This window comes from Streptomyces sp. NPDC004752 (assembly GCF_053601275.1).
Map to the genome: position 1 here is coordinate 66228 of NZ_JBSGBN010000025.1, position 18102 is coordinate 84329.

General features: G+C 67.6%; 19 protein-coding genes and 1 pseudogene. 13 read left to right on the plus strand and 7 right to left on the minus strand.

All coding sequences use genetic code 11. The annotated features are described in order from the left end of the window. Positions 1-5: 5 nt before the first annotated feature. Positions 6-1100, minus strand: coding sequence for a sugar ABC transporter substrate-binding protein (locus ACWEKM_RS13425; protein WP_451621309.1), 1095 nt, complete (start codon positions 1098-1100; stop codon positions 6-8). 145 nt (positions 1101-1245) lie between these two features. On the opposite strand from ACWEKM_RS13425, the gene ACWEKM_RS13430 reads away from it, so the two are divergent. The 7 genes and pseudogenes from ACWEKM_RS13430 (at position 1246) to ACWEKM_RS13460 (ending at position 7751) form a co-directional block, all read left to right on the plus strand. Continuing rightward, positions 1246-2310: a LacI family DNA-binding transcriptional regulator gene (locus ACWEKM_RS13430; RefSeq protein ID WP_451621310.1), complete on the plus strand. Its 1065-nt coding sequence runs from the start codon at positions 1246-1248 to the stop codon at positions 2308-2310. 1270 nt (positions 2311-3580) lie between these two features. Then, positions 3581-4375 (plus strand): hypothetical protein, encoded by a 795-nt coding sequence (locus tag ACWEKM_RS13435; protein ID WP_451621311.1) that lies wholly within the window; start codon positions 3581-3583, stop codon positions 4373-4375. 804 nt (positions 4376-5179) lie between these two features. Then, on the plus strand, positions 5180-5422 hold the full coding sequence (locus ACWEKM_RS13440; RefSeq protein ID WP_451621312.1) for a hypothetical protein: 243 nt from the start codon (positions 5180-5182) through the stop codon (positions 5420-5422). A gap of 15 nt (positions 5423-5437) precedes the next feature. After that, entirely contained in the window at positions 5438-5869 is a 432-nt protein-coding gene (locus ACWEKM_RS13445) for a hypothetical protein (RefSeq protein WP_451621313.1), read from the plus strand. Positions 5870-6172: 303 nt separating this feature from the next. Further along, positions 6173-6337: pseudogene (locus tag ACWEKM_RS13450) on the plus strand (IS701 family transposase); the annotation flags it as partial. Between the two features lie 510 nt (positions 6338-6847). After that, positions 6848-7060: a GDSL-type esterase/lipase family protein gene (locus ACWEKM_RS13455; protein WP_451621314.1), complete on the plus strand. Its 213-nt coding sequence runs from the start codon at positions 6848-6850 to the stop codon at positions 7058-7060. Positions 7061-7304: 244 nt separating this feature from the next. Next, positions 7305-7751, plus strand: coding sequence for a hypothetical protein (locus ACWEKM_RS13460; RefSeq protein ID WP_451621315.1), 447 nt, complete (start codon positions 7305-7307; stop codon positions 7749-7751). Between the two features lie 9 nt (positions 7752-7760). Here the strand turns inward: ACWEKM_RS13460 and ACWEKM_RS13465 are convergent, their stop codons facing one another. Together ACWEKM_RS13465 and ACWEKM_RS13470 are read right to left on the minus strand one after the other, a co-directional pair. After that, entirely contained in the window at positions 7761-8186 is a 426-nt protein-coding gene (locus ACWEKM_RS13465) for a hypothetical protein (RefSeq protein ID WP_451621316.1), read from the minus strand. 184 nt (positions 8187-8370) lie between these two features. Continuing rightward, the gene (locus tag ACWEKM_RS13470; protein WP_451621317.1) at positions 8371-9321 is read right to left on the minus strand and encodes a hypothetical protein; all 951 of its coding nucleotides are present in this window, start codon (positions 9319-9321) and stop codon (positions 8371-8373) included. Positions 9322-9906: 585 nt separating this feature from the next. On the opposite strand from ACWEKM_RS13470, the gene ACWEKM_RS13475 reads away from it, so the two are divergent. From ACWEKM_RS13475 to ACWEKM_RS13490, 4 genes are all read left to right on the plus strand, one after another. Next, positions 9907-10677, plus strand: coding sequence for a hypothetical protein (locus ACWEKM_RS13475; RefSeq protein WP_451621318.1), 771 nt, complete (start codon positions 9907-9909; stop codon positions 10675-10677). Then, complete coding sequence (locus ACWEKM_RS13480; RefSeq protein ID WP_451621319.1) at positions 10643-11365, plus strand: hypothetical protein; 723 nt, start codon at positions 10643-10645, stop codon at positions 11363-11365. The genes ACWEKM_RS13475 and ACWEKM_RS13480 overlap by 35 nt, the downstream gene beginning before the upstream one ends. A gap of 212 nt (positions 11366-11577) precedes the next feature. Beyond that, a complete protein-coding gene (locus ACWEKM_RS13485) occupies positions 11578-11751 on the plus strand; it encodes a hypothetical protein (RefSeq protein ID WP_451621320.1) in 174 nt (57 codons plus the stop codon). Next, on the plus strand, positions 11748-12305 hold the full coding sequence (locus ACWEKM_RS13490) for an integrase (protein ID WP_451621321.1): 558 nt from the start codon (positions 11748-11750) through the stop codon (positions 12303-12305). Before ACWEKM_RS13485 ends, ACWEKM_RS13490 begins: the two co-directional genes overlap by 4 nt. A 51-nt stretch (positions 12306-12356) precedes the next feature. On the opposite strand, the gene ACWEKM_RS13495 is transcribed toward ACWEKM_RS13490, so the two are convergent. Next, positions 12357-13202: an LLM class flavin-dependent oxidoreductase gene (locus ACWEKM_RS13495; protein WP_451621322.1), complete on the minus strand. Its 846-nt coding sequence runs from the start codon at positions 13200-13202 to the stop codon at positions 12357-12359. 537 nt (positions 13203-13739) lie between these two features. Here ACWEKM_RS13495 and ACWEKM_RS13500 point away from each other — a divergent pair. Continuing rightward, complete coding sequence (locus ACWEKM_RS13500) at positions 13740-14639, plus strand: Vgb family protein (protein WP_451621329.1); 900 nt, start codon at positions 13740-13742, stop codon at positions 14637-14639. 311 nt (positions 14640-14950) lie between these two features. Here ACWEKM_RS13500 and ACWEKM_RS13505 read toward each other — a convergent pair whose 3' ends face one another. Both ACWEKM_RS13505 and ACWEKM_RS13510 read right to left on the minus strand, forming a co-directional pair. Then, positions 14951-15595, minus strand: a complete 645-nt coding sequence (locus ACWEKM_RS13505) for a response regulator transcription factor (protein ID WP_451621323.1) — start codon at positions 15593-15595, stop codon at positions 14951-14953. Then, a complete protein-coding gene (locus ACWEKM_RS13510) occupies positions 15583-16830 on the minus strand; it encodes a histidine kinase (RefSeq protein WP_451621324.1) in 1248 nt (415 codons plus the stop codon). Before ACWEKM_RS13510 ends, ACWEKM_RS13505 begins: the two co-directional genes overlap by 13 nt. Before the next feature lie 170 nt (positions 16831-17000). Between ACWEKM_RS13510 and ACWEKM_RS13515 the strand changes: the two genes are divergently transcribed. After that, positions 17001-17519, plus strand: coding sequence for a hypothetical protein (locus tag ACWEKM_RS13515; RefSeq protein ID WP_451621325.1), 519 nt, complete (start codon positions 17001-17003; stop codon positions 17517-17519). Positions 17520-17852: 333 nt separating this feature from the next. Here ACWEKM_RS13515 and ACWEKM_RS13520 read toward each other — a convergent pair whose 3' ends face one another. Then, positions 17853-18008: a hypothetical protein gene (locus tag ACWEKM_RS13520; RefSeq protein WP_451621326.1), complete on the minus strand. Its 156-nt coding sequence runs from the start codon at positions 18006-18008 to the stop codon at positions 17853-17855. Positions 18009-18102: the final 94 nt, after the last annotated feature.

An 18102-nucleotide genomic window follows, 5' to 3' on the forward strand; every position in this document is an offset into this window, starting at 1 on the left:
GGCAACTACTTGGCGCGGGCGTCGTTCGGGTAGTACTTGTCGACGTTGTCGGCCGTCAGCACGCGGTTGACCTGGTACTCGGCGAAGTCGTCGTCGCGCAGGGTGGCGATCGCCGCCTCGACCCAGTTCCAGCCCTCGGCATAGGGCTGGTAGTCGATTGCGCTGATCAGCATGTCCTTGTTCGCCCGGTCGCGCAGCGCGTGCCGGGCGGCCGGGTCGCCGCCGTTGGCCACGGCAAGGACGTCCTGGTTGCGTTTGCCGGACTTGGCCGCGTTCAGCGCCCCCACCACGGGCTCGTCGCCGTAGCTGACGACGGCGACCACATCGTCGGGGTGCGCGGTGAGGAAGTCGGTGAAGGTGTCCTGCGCCGCCACGGTCGGGTCGGTCCCCGGCGGGACCAGGCGGAAGGTGTCGGATGTGGATACGCCCCACTCCGCCCGCGCCTTGGCGAAGGAAGCATTGACGCGGGCGTCGCACGGCGGGCAGTTCCCCGCGCTGATGCCGGCGACGATCAGGTGCTTACCCTTCCAGGCGCTCTTCTGCTTCTCCTTGACCGGGCCAGTGAGCTGCTCGACGGCGAGTTCGCCGACCTTCCGGTCATTGATTCCGAAGTCCTTGGCGCCCTTCATCGCGCCGTCGATGAGCAGGACCGGGGTGTCGTCGCGGTTGGCGGCGGCGACCGTCGGGGCGTTCAGGCTGCTGCCGCCACCGCCGATGAGGTCCGGTTGCTTGACGGCAAGGTCGTCGTACTTCGACTGCGCCTGGTCGTACTTGAAGGAAAGGTCGGCCTCCATCAGGTCCACCCCGTAGAACTTCGCCGCGGCCTTCATTCCCTGCGACCAGCTCGCGAAGAACGGGAAGCTGGTGGAGGGGTTGATGAATGCCAGCCGGTACTTCTCGTGCGTCTTGGGCACCGCGTACAGCGAACGGACCTTGTAGGTCCCCGTCGCCTTGGCCACATCGGCCGCGGTGTATGAACCACTGCCGCCCTTGACCATCCCGCGGGAGCCGTTCGCCCCGCCACACGCGGTCAGCACGAGGGCCGCGGACACTACGACGATGAGCCCGCGCAGACGGCGGCGACTCGCGATTTCGGGCATGTAGAGTCCTCTTCATTGCAGGTGAAGCGGGGTATCAAGATTGGAACGATTCAATGCCCGTTACCGTAGAGAGCTGGATATGGGCCGTCAAGGGTTTGTGCACGGCCCCCGATGAGAAGCGATGAGAAGCAAGGTTGAGTGACGCGTGCACGCTGAGAAGTTCCCCCCGGCCCCGAGTCGGGTGACGATCAAGGATGTCGCCCGCGTTGCCGGGGTAGCTGTGGGGACAGTGAGCAACCTGCTCAACGCGCCCGACAGGGTGACACCCGACAAGCGGCGCCGCATCGAGGCCGCGATCCAGGATCTGGGCTATGTGCGCAACGTGAGCGCGGCCACCACGCGCGCGGGCCGCAGCATCGCCCGCACCATCGGCTTGGTCGTCGTCGACGTCGCCAATCCGTTCTTCACCGAGGTCACCCGGGGTGCCGAGGACGCGGCGAACTCCGCGGGCCGACTGGTCATCCTGTGCAACTCCGACGCCGAGTCCCGCAAGGAACGCCAGTACCTTCAGGTGCTGGAGGAACAGCGGGTGCTGGGTGCACTGATCTCCCCTGTCGCCTCCGACCGACGCCGGCTCGTCTCACTCCGGGAGCGCGGCATGGCCGTGGTGCTCCTCGAACGCCAGCACCGGGGCTTGTGCGGCGTCACGGTCGACTCGGTCCAGGGTGGCGACCAGGCCGTGAGTCATTTGCTGGACCTGGGGCACCGGCACATCGCCTTCGTCTCTTCCGGCCTGGCCGTCCCACAATTCAGCAATCGGCTCAAAGGAGCCCAGACTGCCTGCCGACGCGCCGGGCTGAACCCCGACACCGCCCTGGTCCACCTTGAGTCACCCCATGTGGACGGCCGCCGCGCCGGCCGGCAAGCGGCAGGGCGCATCCTCGGCGAACAACTCCCCGTCACTGCGGTGTTCGCCGCCACCGACGTGATCGCCCTCGGCCTGATCAACGAGCTGATGTCCCGCGGGCGGTCGGTACCCGGTGATTTCTCCGTTGTCGGCTTCGACGACATCTCCGACGCACTCCGCGCGCCGATCCCCCTCACCACTGTCCGGCAGCCGATGCGCGAGCTGGGGCGCCTCGGCACCGAGCTGCTCATCGCCGAGGCGACCGACCCGCGGCATCGGCACCGTCGGCTCGTCCTCGACACCGAACTGATCGTCCGCGCCTCAACCGCGGCGCCCGCCGCGGGCACGGCCGACGCGCAGTGACAACAGTGCGTCGCCGAGCGCCCCAAGGCGGCCACCAGCGGGAAGCGGAACCCCAGGGCCCACCGCAGCGCGAAATGTAACGCTACGGGTGAGTTCAACTGCCGCCCTGCCACCCTGCTGCGGCCGCGCCCGCGAAGGCGTGCAGGGAGCATAAGCCGGCCACGACCATGTCGGTCGGCCCGGTGCCGTCGATGCCCTGCTCGGGTGGCTACTCACGTACGCCGATCCGCGCAGCGGGATGTGGGCCTCGCCCCGGCCGGTCGACTGCCTGCTGCAGATGGTCAGCGGCTTCTCTCGTGCATCGCGCGATACGTTCGCCTCCTCGGCTATCGCCCCCGCGGCGTCCACCGCCCGGAACCGTGAACAGGACTCCGCCTCTCATGACGGCGCTGCCAGGCCGGCGGCATGGGAACCAACGCACCTGGGCCCCCGCCCCGCCCACGCAAAGGCCCGGGCATCAGCGGCCGGACGAACTTCCACTCGTCATCGGACAGTTCATGGCGACGTATCCATGACGGCCCGCCAGTTGAACTGACGAGTCATCGAAAGATCGAGGCAAACGCCCACTGCCAACGCCGCGATCAAAGGTCGGCAAGATTGTCCAACTACGACCCAACTGACCCTGGCAGAAATCTTTCCGGCAAGGGCTATGGTCCTGCTGTGGGCTTGCGGACAGGTCGCCGACAATTGGCAACGGCATAAAGCTGGCAACTTCCAGGCTCAGCGGCAGAGGGCGTAAACGTAGGGCGCATATCAGATAAACCAGCGTCAACCTGCCGACGAACAACACATGTAGAAGGGCAGCGGTGCTGGATGTTCCAGCGGTGCCGGCAGCGCACGATCGTCTGACTACTGCTCAACCATGTGCCATCCGCAGAGGCCGCGCGTGGCTGATGTCTGTAGCGCAAAGTCCACGGGAGCCTCACTGGACCCGTGCTGTGTCTGAGTGTGGCCGTGAGCCGTTCCATGATCAGTGTGTCATTCCCGTGTCGATTCGTGGAGGTCAGTCATGTCTGTTCGCCATTCGAATGCTGGGGCAAGTGGTGGTGGCGCGAGTCGCCGGAATGTTCTCAAGGCGGCGGCGGGCGTGGCCTGCGGGACCGCGTTGGGTCTGTCGGGTGCCACCTCGGCAGCGGCATCGGGTGTCGGGGAACCGCGTTCCCCTCGTACGCTGGTCGGCGCGATCCGCTGGGATGCCTATACCGGCACGGACACGAGGCACGGCATGGGGTCGAACCGCTGCCTGTCTCCGGACGAGTACCATTTCCGGTTGCCGTTCTACTCCGACATCGCCGTGCACGAGCCGGCGCTGATCGACCAGGGCTTCGACACGGAGGCGACGGGGGCCGCTCCGTCCGGCTGGAGCGTTGCGGCGGGGACCGGTGCCGGGGTGTCGGTCGCGCAAGTGTCTGATCGTGCGGGCAAGTGTGTGCGCCTGCACGACGAGTCGTCGGGGCAGGCCACGATGTCGCGCGGGTTCGCCTCCCAGAGCCGGGCTGTCACCGTGCGGTGGGACTTCAAGGAGACAGTCGCCGGCAACTGGGCCCGAGCGCTGGCGACCGGTGGACCGGCCACCGTCGTCGACATCGTCACTCGGCAGGACGCCGGCGGCAGGCAACTGGTGTACCGCACCCCTTCCGGGACCTGGGAGGTCGTCCAGCCCATCGCCGACGACACCTGGTACTCCGTCAGGGTCATCGTCGATCCGGCCCCGCCTGCAGGCGCCACGCCGTGGGTGGACATCTTCGTCGACGGGGTACGCAGAGTCTTCCACGCCCCGCTGCTCGGTTCCCCCGCCGCACTCGACAAACTCCACTTCCAGACCAACCCCGCCCTGGCCACCGATCTGTATGTCGACAACGTCAGCGTCGTGGTGACCGAGTCGGTCAACTGCGACGGAACCAGCCAGGAGGTCATGGACCAGGAGATCCGGTTCGCCAGCGCCGCCGGTATCGACTACTGGGCCATCGACTACTACTCCAACCCGGAGCTGAGACAGGCCAGGGATCAGCGAGCAGATGCGAGATTGCGCCCGGGCCGACAGGGGCCCGGGCGCGCTGCGTGAGCCACGTGATCACATCAGCGGCCTGTCGACCCGCCGGGAGTGTCCTGCCGATGAGACTTCCAGGATTTCGCAGGCATTGATCCAATGAGTGGTTCCAGGCGGTGACGTCCCGCGTTCGGGCAAGCTGAACGTCTGTGACGTTGAACTGGCGGAGTCATTACCGCAGTTGATGGAAGTACGGGTCGACGCGGTGCGCGCGGGCGCACGCATCGCCTGGGGCCGTTCGTCCGCCGAGCCGACACCCTTGTGAACCTCCAAGGCTCGGCTGGCTTCTTGCACCATTCCGGCGGGTGAAACAGGCCCCGCCTTCATTCCGTCCATGGATATATGAACTGTTCCTCGAGGTGGTCCGGCTTGCCCCGGCACGGGCGGGCACGGTCGACTACTGGCGTCGGCGCACCGTGCACACCCGACAAGGACCCCACACACGTAGCGCGCGGTGCTTGTCCGGGACAGACCATGGGCAAGGCTGTGACCAGCCCGGACAAGGCGCGTCCTGTCCGGGACAACTGTTCTTCATTGCAATGGCCCAGCGTGTGCCAGCAGGCTCGGGACCGCTAACTCCGTAGCGCGGCCACTCAGAAAGATGCCGCTGACGAAGAAGAGGAGGTGTCGCGGGTGGCACGGTCAACCTGGCTGAAGAAAGCGCTCCTGCCGTGTGCTGTTGCCGTGACAGCAGTGGTGATGCAGGCGTCTCCAGCGAGTGCCGGCACGTGGAAGAACGAAATCTATGCGGGATGGGGCTCTGTGACCGGTTACATCTCGCACGGCTCGTCATCCAACACGGGTTGCTCCTACGCGAAGGTGAACAGCACGTATGCCTCGGTCCTGCAGGACAACGGCGCAGGCGACGGGTACGGAACCATCGCGTACCTCATGTACACGGACTGCGCCACCGGCAAGATCAAGCACCAGGCGATCGGTGAAGCTCACTACGGCGGCGCGGTCCGTCTCAGTACGAGCCCCGTCTACAACGCCAAGCTTCCTCGGTTCCTGCTCTGCAGGACGTCACAGGACGGCGGCAAGTGGATCGACTGCGAGACCTGATGAGGAGGCACAGCAATGAAGCGAATTGCTCAAGTGATCGCAGCGCTCGGGGTGGCAATCGCCGCGATCTTCATCACAGCCACAGCGGCACAGGCGTACTCCCGTTCGTTCGCCCTGTGGTCAACGGATGGCGGCTGGTACCACGGAGCATGGGGGCAGGGAACTCTCAACACGAGTTCCGATGACTTCTCCAAGTGCTCCAGGCTCTGGGTCACCAGAGGAAAACTCACAGACGAGGACGCTGATGGCAGTGGCGCCATCGCCTGGCTCGCCTACACCGACTGTGCCACCGGCGAGCGAAACTACTTCAAGCTGGGAAGCGTGGCAGGAGAAGGGAAGAGTACTGAACTGACCACCGCTCCCGTGTACAACGCCAAACATCCGACAGTGATGGTCTGCCTCTACAAGGGCTCGTCCCAGATGCGGGACTGCGGCTCCAGCTGGTAGCAGGCCAGGACTGGTAGGTACAGCCGACTGACCTGACAGCTCGTCCCGCGGCAGGCCCCCATAATTTTAGGGGCCTGCCGCAGCGCCGCTTGACAGCGGGAACTGTACTGGAACCGGGGCACGCGTCGAGGCCGCGGTCGCCAAGTTCGCGTGGCACGGCCGTGAACGGATCGGCCTGCTCCGGGCCCGCAACCACGTGACCGTCCTGCACGGCCTGCGCTATAGCCGGACGGAGTCCGCGACACCACCCCTACAGCCCCGACTCCGATCCGACTTGGCTATGACGAGGTCGACCACGTGGGCTGGGTCACCGGTGACCAGGTCTACGGCGCCAACCCGAAACTGCGCACGGCTCTGGAGGAACGCGGCATCGGATATGTTCTCGCGGTGGCCCGCTCGGCCGAAGTGACCACCGGCACGGGCACGTTCCGCGCAGATGCCCTGGCGCGGAAGATGCCCAGGCGGGCCTAATGAGCCGTCATCGCCTTCCGGCCGGCCAGCGGGCACGGTCTGATCCCAGAACTCGAGCACTTCCGGCAACGAACGTGCTCACCTGCTGGCGGCTACGCCATCGAGTCTCTACGAGAGCATCGCGGAGTTCGAGGCGTCGCTTCCGGCGCACGGCCAGGCGCTTGAACTGGCGGAGCAGGGCGAAGGTCTGCTCGACGACAAAGCGGAGCTTGCCCAGCCCCCTGATGTTCGGGGCGCCCCTACGGGAAACCACCGGCAGGATCCGGCTGCGCCGCGGCTCACGGCGCACGGACGTTGAGTCGTACGCCTTGCCCGCCCAGGACGGACTCGGGCCGCCGTCACAGTCGAGGGGCCGTCCGGCGACGGGTGGGATGCCGTCGACCACGTTGTGGGTCTGGGTGATGTCGTTGACGTTGGCGGCGGTCGAGGACGTGGAGGCCGGTGCCCTCGCCGTTGCAGCTGTGAGTGGATCGAAGCCAGGAAATATTGTCCGGTGATTGAGCAACGTTGTCCAAGGACTATCGGAATGCCAGTCGCTACACCTCGAAATATATACCGGACTATCTCGTGATAAATCTTGGCACGAATGATCCTTCAACTGGGACAAAGGCGCCGAATTTCAAGCCCGCATATACGACGTTCCTTGAAAATGCGAGAACGCACTATCCTGACGCCGTGATTTTTGCAATGTCGCCATTTAATGGCGCTCATAGAAATTAGACATCCGAAACGGTAGGCGCAAGAAATGCCGCTGGAGACGCGAAGGTAGTATACATTGACACGTCTGGCTGGATTGATACTGCGACAGAGACAACTGACGGTACGCATCCAACTATCGCCGCTCACGATAAGATTTCCATTAATCTAGCGGCGTCGATTCAGAATTACTTGGCTGCGCGGCATTGAGCAAGTTTTCGGCCTCGGCGTATGCCATCAGCTCGTAACGCGGTGGCGGCACGCGGGCGTGTTCGAGCGCCTGATGGAGGAGCTGATCGCCAAAGCGGCGCAGCGGGTACGGGTGGACTTTTCGCTGGTCAGCGTGGACTCCAGAGTGGTACGCGCGCATCACGACGCGGCCGGGATGCGGGTGCGCGAGGAGGTCCTGACGGCCCTGCAGGAGGCTGCCATCGCCGAAAAGGGGGTGACGGCCAGGGACGAAAACCGCAGGACTGCGGCAACGCCCCGGCCGATGCCGCCGAACGCGCCGAGCGGCGACGCATCCGGCGGTGGCGCCGGGCCCCGGCTTGAGAGCCGCCCGGCTGGGCCGTTCGGGCGGCGGGCCGACCACCAGGGTCCGCCTCGCTGCCGAGCGACGCTGCTGTCCGCGTTCCGTGGTGCTGTGGTCGATGACCACTCCAGTGTGGTGCGCGACATCCGCGACCGGGTCCGCGCACAGGTCACGGCGGAGTGAGCCGTGGGGTCACATGCCGGCGAGGCGCTGGACCTTGGCGAGTTTGCAGGTGATGTCTGAGGTGACCTGGGCCGTCCCGTTGGCCGTTTCCTTCGCCTGTTGGTTCGCCGCCAGACTGTTCGAGATTGCGGCGCCCTCCGCCACCCTCGTCCCTCCGCCGTCGACGAACTCGAGCCGAATGGTGTAGGTCGCCGTGTCGCTGCCGTGGTTGGTCACCGTGAGTTCGGCCTTGGGGATCTTCGTGACGGCGTCGACCGTGCAGGAGTCGATCGTCACGTCAGCCGAGGTTGACGCGTCCTTACCGACAGTGGCCGTCGGAGCGGCGGTTGCGGCGGTGACCGACGGGGGGATGGCGGTCGGGGTGCTGTTGTCGCCGCCGGTGACAGCGCGACCGTCGCTGGACGAACATGCGGTGACAGCGGACAGGGCGACCACGGCCAGCAATGCTGCCGTGGACATGGTCCTTGTTCGGATGCGCAACGGACCTTCTCTTCCTCTGGAGGGGCGACGAGCACAGACAGGATATCAGCTCATATGGATGGCGGAAGATGGCCATTCATGTGAGCTGATATCGGTTGGCTGGGTCGGGCGGTCGGCGGCTGGTCCGTTTCCAGGGGACCTATCGAGCCGAGGTCGAGGGGTCGGGTTTCGCACCGGTCAGAAGCGGCCCGAGGTCCTCGCTCCTCCACGCGTCGAACAGCACTCGTGTCGAACCAGTGGGCCGCGCGGTCAGTCGTACGACGTGGGAGGGGCCGCCGATGACCTTGGCCCGCGGCTGGGTGAGGAGGTTCGACCAGGGCTCGGCGGACAGGCGGGAGGCCGTCGACTTCACCCGGCCCGGCCAGGCCGACGCGAGCGCCTCTGCCGCGTCCTGGCTCGCCGTCGTCATGCAGACGACCTGAGTGGCATCGGTCCCGGACGACCCCGTGACTCCGATGCCCAGCGGCGTGGCCGCGATCTTCAGGTCGAGGCCGATCTGTGCGGCCTCGACCTGGCCGAGGCAGTCCGCGATCCCCCCGACGGCCTCGTTGTCGGCCAGCGGCTTGGTGCCGGTGAGTGCCTGGTCGATGTCCGCGCTCGCTCCTGCGTAGACGATGCGTTGCGGTGAGACCCGTACGACGTTCAACGCGGTGACGATGCCCAGCTGCGCGAGCGGATCCTTCTCGTCGATCTTGTGGTGGTCGCGGATGATCCAGGTCGTTTCTCCGCCGGCGAGGTCGTGCTTCGTGTACCCGAGCTTCCGCAGCTTCGAGCCGATCGCCGTCGTATTGAAGGATCCGTACAGGAAACCGACCGGGTCGGGCTCATAGCCGACCGAGAGGGCGGTCCGGGCCGCGAACGGGTCGATGCCGGTCAGATCTGGCAGCAGCGCCGCGGCATCGGCCAGCTTCGGCTCGCCGTACCCGAGCAGCGGGTCCCGCTTCGAGCCGGACCCGCCGTCGCTCCGGGAGCGGACCCCGGCCACGTCGCCGAACTCGACCCAGCCTCGCGTCAGATGGATGTCCTGTACTCCGCTCAGCGCGGTGACCAGCGCGGTTCCCGGTCTCTTGCCGTCATCGTCGCCCTTCACCGCGCCGCTCGTACCGCAGCCACTCGCGATGACGACCGACAGGACCGCGCATGCTCCGCTTCCCCACCGCGCCGCGTGGGATCGTCCTGGCTTCAAGAATCTGCCCCCGACCTCAATGATGTGAACCCAGATTCATGAGGTTACATCATCCATTCATATGAGCTGAGTCTGTCGGGCTCGCGACGGCAACATCTGGTCGGATGTTTGCCAGCACTGTGTTGGGGTCTCGCACAAGTTCCGTGATCCGGTGATGCCTTGTAGTCGTCGATCTTCTATTCGTTGGTGTGCGAGTCGCCTCGAAATCGCTCCGCGTACGGGTGACGCGGCCGGCATTCGGTGGCCGTGAACGAGGTGTTGTCCCGGCTGCAGGAGTTGTTGTTCCCTTCAGTCCCCGGTGTCGTCGTCGTGGCCGTGCATGCGGCTGGCGAGGCGATACGCGTCGAGGCCCGGTGCACGCCCACCGGCGCCTCCTGTCCGGACGGCGCTCAGTGGGACGAGTGTGATCGGGCCGGCTCTGGCCGGCCGAGCCGGTGCCGGTCTCTGGACGACTTCGCGCTCCGGCGCGGCCACGTCTACGGAACGGTCGTGATCGACGCCGAGACCCACCAGGTCCTCGGCCTGCTGCCCGAGCGCGACACCGCCACTCTCGCCCCCTGGCTCGCAGCCCATCAGGACATGGTCAAAAGCCGCAAGCGCCAACTCCCCAGCAAACTCAACCCGTTCAAGCCTTCCCTGGCCGACCGCTGGGCCGCGACCGACGGGAACGTGACCGTCCTCAATCTCCACCGGGAGATCCCCGCGCGCGGTTTCCGCGGCCACTACTCCCTCGTCCGCGACTGGATCCGGCGCGAGCTGCCCCAGCGAGACGGCTTCACACCCGCCCCACCACCGCCATCGACACGGCAGGTGACCGGCTGGCTCACCCGACGTTCCGCCATCCTGACCGAGGAAGAGAAGCTGCACCACAAGGCCGTACTCGACCGCTGCCCGGAACTGGCCTCCGCCGCAGAGCTGACCAACTCGTTCGCGGAGATGCTCACCACACTCACCGGGGCCTGCCTGCCCGAGTGGATCACCGAGGCCAACGACGCCGGCCTGCCCGGCATCAGCAGCTTCGCCGCCGACCGAGATCTTCCCTGGGCCAGCCACGTCCACCCGGCACAGCCCGTTCTTCTACCAGCTGCTGCACTCCCTCGGCGTCCTCCCCGCCGATGCCCCGACCCCGGTCCGCATGTTCAGCAGGATGTTCCCCGGTCAGCTCACGGTCGAGTAGCTCATCGACCGCTACCACCTCGCCTGCAGACCCGTACGCGACCTGCTGGTGAGCTACTTGAAGGAGCGTCAGCCATCGGTTGACTACAACACGCCGACCGGCCTGGCGACCGCGCTCGCACTGTGGTTCTGGAAGGACCTGGAGAACCACCACACCGGCGTCGACTCGCTGCGGCTGGCCCCGGACATCGCCGCCGGCTGGAAGAGGCGCCTGCAGACCCGGACCGTCCGCACCACCAACGAGCACGGCGACGTCGTGGAGACCACGGTGGAACGGGCCGCGGCCTCCGACACCCTGATGACGGTACGGGTCTTCTATCTGGACCTCGCGCAGTGGGCACTGGACGAACCTTCCCGCTGGGGCCCGTGGGCGGTCCCCCGCCCGGTCCGCGTCGACGACATCCAGCACCACAAGATGAAGTCCCGCCGCAAAGCCCGGATGGACCAGCGCACCCGCGAACGCCTCCCCGTCCTCCCGGTCCTGGTCGCAGCCGTCGATGGGAACCGCAAAGCCGCCGCCCGTCTGGAAGCAGCCGGGCGCATCCACCCCGGCGAGATGTTCACCGCCGACGGTCAGACGCTGCGGCGCGCGAGCCTGAAGCGGCCCTCGCCCCACATCTGGGCCGAGGAACCCGAAACCGGCCGACGCCGGAACCGGGCCCGGGAGGAGAGCAACGCCTTCTGGGGCTGGGCCACGGTCGAGGTCCTGCGCATGACCGTTATACGGATCGAGGAGCTGAGCGAGCTCTCGCACTACAGCCTGGTCCAATAACGGCTGCCGAGCACCGGCGAACTCGTGCCGCTGCTGCAGATCGAGCCCTCCAAGACCGACGAGGAACGGCTCCTGGTGGTCTCCCCGGAACTCGCCGACGTGCTCGCCGCGATCATCTGCCGGATCCGCACCGCCGACGGCAGTGTCCCCCTCGTGATCGTCTACGACCATCACGAGAAGGTCTGGAACCCGCCCGCGCCCCTGCTGTTCCAGTGCTGTTCCAGCGCAAGATCGGCCTGGAGGACAGGCCGATCCCCATCGACGGCATCCGCACCCTCCTCCAGGACGCGCTCGCCGCAACCGGGCTCACCGACACACCGGGACGACCGCTGCACTTCGCCCCCCGCACGACTTCCGAAGAATCTTCACGACCGACGCCGTCATGAACGGCATGCCGCCCCACATCGCCCAACTGGTCCTGGGCCACCGCGACATCAACACGACCATGGGATCCAAGGCGGTCCATCCCGAGGAAGCCATCAACGGGCACCGCGCTTTCATCGCCCGCCGCCGGGAACTGCGTCCCAGCGAGGAATACCGCAGCCCCACCGAGCAGGAGTGGGAGGAGTTCCTCGGCCACTTCGAACGCCGCAAGGTCGCGCTCGGCGACTGCGGGCGAGCCTACGGCACCAGCTGCATCCACGAGCACAGCCGCGTCAGATGCCCGCTCCTACGGGCCGACCCTGGTCAGCGGCCCCGCCTGGCCGACATCCGCGACAACCTCATCGCCCGCATCACCGAAGCCGAACGCGAAGGTTGGGGCGGCGAAGCCGAGGGCCTCAAAGTCAGCCTCGCCGCAGTGAACGCCAAGCTCGCCCAGCTCGACAACCTCATCGCCAGCCGAACCGAAGCCGTCGACCTCGGCATGCCCGCCTTCCCGAATGTCGCCGGCCAGCACGTCACCACCGACCGCCACCACCACCAGGACAGTTCCGCATGACACCCGTCGACACCAGCCCGGCGACCGCCCGATTATTGCGCCCTTAAGCCCTCACAGGGCATCGGCGAGGCGATCTACCTGGCTCGCGTCGAGGCCGTAGCAGTAGAGCATGACCTCGTCGGCGCCGAGGTCGGCGAAGCGGGCGATCGCATCGCCGACCTCGGTGGGCGTGGCGAGCAATCCGGCGACCATCCGGTCGGCCATGCCAGTGAAGGTGTAGTACGCGTGCATGTTGGCCTGGGCTTCGTCGATCACGTCTTGAGGGCCGAGGGCGACGTTGACCTGCGCGACAATGCGCGGTTCGCCGTCGCGGCCGTACTCCTTCCAGAAGGTGCGGACGGTGTCGAACAGGCCGCCTGCCCACGAGGGCGCCGCGGCGGCGAGGAAGCCGTCCCCCCAGCGAGCAACGCGTTCGAGCGCGGCGGGCTTGAATCCACCGAAGAGCACCTCGGGGCCGCCGAGTCGGGCCGGCGCGGGGCCGATCGGGCCGACGCCGTCGCCGTACGGCCCGCCGGACCAGAGGCGGCGCATCACTGCCATCTGCTCGTCGAGGCGTCGGCCTCGGCTGCGCTTGTCGGTGCCCGTGGCCTGGTGGTCGTCGTCCCGGCCGCCGATGCCCAGGCCGAGGACCAGGCGGCCACCGGCCATCCGGTCCAAGGTGGCGGCCTGCTTGGCGAGGAGGGCGGTATCGCGCAGCGGGGCGAGCAGCACCTCGGTCTGGACGCGGATGCGGGAGGTAGCGCCTGCGAGGACGGCGAGCGCGACCAGGGGTTCGGGGTTGTCGTAAACGAGCCGGTCCAGCAGGCCGAGTGTGCTGAAGGGCCCGGCGTCGGCGCGCTGGGCCCAGGTGAGAAGGGTGGTCGGGTCGCCGATGGGCAGGCCGATACCGACGTTCATGAGGGAGACCTCCGAAAAGAAGGGTCGACAAAGACTGCTGCCGCCCCTCCGGCACCTCAGCGGGTGGGACGCTCCCGCTCTGCGGCGTGCTTCTGGGGAACGTCTCGTCGAAGTCATCTGACCTTAGGGCGAACCGTGTTCATGGGACAAGCCAATTCGGCCGGCCCCTGCCCCCAGCAGTTACAGGCAAGACGTCCGGACCCGCTTTAGTACAGAGAACGTCCCGGAGGCGCCTCCCTCGCCAAGCTGAACGTGACGATCGAGCAGTGGGATGAACGAGGACGAGCGGCGCCGGATCGGCTCCCGGCCGCGGCCGGTGAGCAAGTACTTCGCCATCGAACGGCTGCTGCCGCAGCCGTTGCCGGGCGAACCCTTCGAGATGGGGCGGCTGTTCAGCCTGCGGGTGGACCGCTTCAGCCAAATCAGTGTCCGCACCGAGGCTGCCATGGCCGGCAGAATATCCAGGAGCATGGGGGCCGCTCTCGGGCTAGCATCCGCAGTCGCACTTCTTCCGTTCGCCATCCAAGGAACCCACCCATGCCGCGTCGTCCGACCGTTTCCATCACGGAGTTCTCCGTTTCCGACCGCGAGGCCGGGCCCTATGGAATCGTTGCCGGACCAGACGGCGCATTGTGGTTCACCATGGTCCATCACGGACGGATCGGCCGGGTCACACCCGACGGCGACAACACCTCCTACCCGCTCGAACCGGCTTCCAGCGGGCCGTCGATCATCGCAGCGGGGCCCGATGACGCACTGTGGTTCACCGAGTTCCGCAGCCACCGCATCGGCCGCATCACCGCGGCCGGAGACGTCGCCTCGTTCCCGCTGCCGACTTCGGATGCCGGGCCGTTCGGGATCGTGGCGGGCCCTGATGACGCGCTGTGGTTCACCGAAGCCAACGCCGACCGCGTCGGCCGCATCACGACCGACGGTCACGTCACCGAGTTTCCCCTTCCGATCGCGGGAGCCTTCCCGTCAGCCATCGCCGCCGGCCCGGACGACCGGCTGTGGTTCACGATGAATCAGGCGAACGCGATTGGTGCTATCGGAAGCGACGGCGCCGTCACCGTCCATTCGTTGCCGACGCCTGCCAGCGCCCCTGTCGGCATCACAGCCGGCATCGACGGCGCCCTGTGGTTCGTCGAGATCGGAACCGGCCAGGTCGGCCGGATCACCCCGGACGGGAAGATCAACGAATTCGCCCTGCCCGACCCCACGTCACGCCCGCACGCCATCGCTGCCGGCGCCGACGGGAACTGCTGGTTCACCGAGTGGGGAGCCAACCGCATCGGACGGGTCACCCTCGACGGCCGTATCGACGAATACGATCTCCCCAGCCCGTCCTCCGAGCCGCACGGCATCGCCCAAGGACCGGACGGCGCAATGTGGACCGCTCTCGAGATCGGGACGATCGCACGGCTCGCCACACACTGAGACGACATATGACGGCAGCGACGCGGGGTGGGCGCGCCTGCCGAGCCGGGGGTGAACACCGTCGTAAACCAGCTGATGGGCTCACCGCGCGTGCGATCAGTCGCAGAAGCGGTGGCCCGCTCGGGGTCTCGTAGACCATCCAGTTGATGACCTGCTGGTCCTCCGCCCGAGGCCGGACGGTGGCTACCCGGGGCATCAGTGGAGCGAGTGACTCCCGCTCCTGGTCGGTGAGTTCATGACGGCGTATCGCTCCACCATGATCTACCAAGGTCCACCACCAGGTGATCCTTGAAGACGGACCCTGGTCCCCCTCACACCAGGTCGAGGAAGTGGAGCACGGCCAGCACCCTGCGGTGGTCGGCGTCGGCCTTGGGCAGGTCCAGTTTGGTGAAGATGCTGTTGATGTGCTTGGCAACCGCGCTTTCGCTGATCACCAGACCTGCTGCGATGCCCGCGTTGGATCGCCCGCTCGCCATGAGTTCCAGGACCTCGTGCTCCCGCTGGGTGAGGCGGTCGAGGGGACCGCTGTGGCGGCGGACGAGGAGCTGGGAGACGACTTGCGGATCGAGCGCCGTGCCACCGGCCGCGACCCGGCGCAGGGACTCCGCGAACTCCTCGACGTCGGCGACCCGTTGCTTGAGCAGATAGCCGATCTTCGAGGTGTTGGCGGAGAGCAGGTCGGTGGCGTACCGCTCTTCCACGTACTGCGACAGAAGCAGCACGGCCGTGTCGGGCCACTGCCGACGGATCACCAGGGCGGCGCGCACACCCTCGTCGGTGAAGCCGGGCGGCATGCGCACGTCCACCACGGCGATGTCCGGCCGCAGCTCGTCGACCGCCGCGAGCAGGGTCTCCGCGTCGGCCACCTGGGCGGCCACCTCGAAGCCGGCCATCTCCAGCACCTTGGCCACTCCCATCCTCAGCAGAACGGAATCCTCGGCGATCACGGCACGCACGGCAGCTCCACGGTGATGACGGTCGGGCCCCCGAGGGGGCTGTGGCAGGCGAATGTGCCGTCGACGGATGCGACGCGTTTGGCGAGGCCCGCCAGTCCGGTGCCGCGGGACGGCCCCGCGCCGCCCACTCCGTCGTCGGCGATCACGACCACCAGTGTCTCGCCGTTCCGCTCGACGGTGACGTCCGCCCTCGATGCCCGGGCGTGTTTGACCACGTTCGTCAGGGCTTCGGAGACCGTGAAGTAGGCGACGGCCTCGGCCGTGGCCGGTGGGCGCGACGTGAGGTTCACCGAGAGCCGTACGGGGATGGGCGCGCGGGCGGCGATGCCTGAGAGGGCGGCGTCGAGACCCCGGTCGTCGAGGACGGCCGGGTGCAGCCCGCGCACCAGGTCGTTCAGCTCGGCGATCGCCTGCTTCGCCTCGTTGTGGGCGTCGTCGATCACCTTGCGCGCTTCCTCGGGGAGGTCGGTGAGCGTGACCTTGGCGATGCCGAGGTTCACCGCCAGTGACACCAGACGCTGCTGAGCGCCGTCGTGCAGGTCGCGTTCGATGCGGCGCCGCTCCGCGTCCGCCGCGTCGACGACGCCGGCGCGGCTCTCGGTGAGGTCCTCGACCCGGCGCCGCAGTTCCGCGGAGCGGGACTGGCCCAGCAGGAAGTTGGCCACTTTGGCCTCCAGCAGGGCGACGTGGCCAGTCAGCCACGGCATGGCCGTCACCACGGCGAGGCCACCCGCAGTGACGTACGCGGCCTGCGTGGCGTAACCGAACTGGGCCAGCCGCAGCTCCGAAGGCAGCGCCCAGACCCACACATAGATGGTCGCTGCCGTAAAGCCCGCGGCCCACAGGACGAGCACGGCGGCCTCCACCGGGACGAGGAGAGGGCCCGCGACGCCGTGGTAGGCGATCTGCCGCCAGGAGTCCGGTGAGCGCAGCCAGCGGATCGGGTGCCGAAGCCCGGGCCGCCCCGCCCGCGACAGGGCCCGGAGCGTGCCCGGGCCGCGCAGTGCTCGGTAGCGCCAGTGCTGCACGGCCGTCAGAACGCCGGTCGAGACGATCAGGAGCACAACCGGTACGGGGGTGACCGCGGGCGCCTGCAGCACCAAGCCCACCAGCCAAATCCACAGGGCTATCACGATGACGTGCGGTGGCAGGCCCGCCGCCAGAAAGGCGGTCGAGCGTCCCGCTCCCTGGAACAGTCGCCGCAGGAACGTCATCGGCAGGGTGGTGATGGGCATGGCCCGACAGTAAGACCCCGGAACGCAGTGGGGCCATGACAGCTGTACCCGCATCGGGGGTGGAGTTTTCTCCACCCCAAGTCGGCACCCTGCGTGACCGACCGCGGCAGGGTCCGCGGAACAGGCTGGACGGCGTGAAGGAGAGTCCGCCCAACGAGGAGCACGACGACATGAGCACCCAAGTATCGCCCACAGTCACAAGGAAGTTGCGTGTCCACAGCATCGCCGGCGGCACCGAGGCCCGGGACCGTGTCGCGGCCGTCCCCGCTATGGCCGAGGGCAGGTCCGCGCCCGGAGTGGCCGGCTTTCGGACCCTGCGGCGACTCGGCTGCACACTGGTCGGCTGCGGGCTGGCCCTGCTGCCCTGGCTGTACGTGCTGGCAACCACCCTGCCTGCGACGGCCACCGCAGCGCACTGGTCCTACGCCTGGGCCGGCCTGGACACCCTGGAGGCCCTCGGCCTGATCGCGACCGGGGTACCGGCCCTACGGGGCCGACACCCGAACGCGCCGGTGGCCGCGGCGACCGCGACTCTGCTGGTGGTCGACGCGTGGTTCGACACCATGACCGCGGCCACGCCCAGCGACCTGACGTCGGCCGTGGCGATGGCGGCGTGCGCGGAATTGCCGCTGGCCGCACTGTGCACGGCCTTGGCCGTACGGGCGACGCGGACCCAGCGGCGACGTTGAACCGGGTCTGCTTCGACCCGGCATCCGCTTTGACCGGGCATCCGCATGGAACCGCCGAAACGTCGTCGGGCAGTCCACCGGTCGCCGCGCGCAGCCCGGCCCGCAGCTGGCCGACCAGCCGCTGCGGCCCGTTCGGCTCGCCCACGACCTCTTCGTCACATCGGCTCATCACGTCCATCCGACAGTCTTCAGGGAAGAGTGTGGCGGCATGTGACTGCGCGGTACCACCGCCGCCGAGGGCCGCGGCCTTGGCAGCGCGGGCCTCGGCGCGGTTGCCGAGGGCAGCGAACGTGAGAGCGTGTGGCGCTCAGCGGTGGGAGCGACCTTCGAGCTTCACCGTGTATTGCCGTAGGATCCCGCGCCGTGAATCATGACGGCGGTTGTGCCGTCGGCGAAGGCTCCAGCAATCCGGAAGTACGTCGTGTCGCCGCGGGTCAGCGGTACATACGCCTTCCGGCGGAACTGCTCAGCGATGCCCTCGCTGCGCACGGCGGGTCGGGTAGCGGCGGCGCATTGCTGCGCCGCCGCCCCCTCAGAACCCCGCGGGGGGCGGTGTTCGCGCCCGGGGGCATGCGGGCCCGTT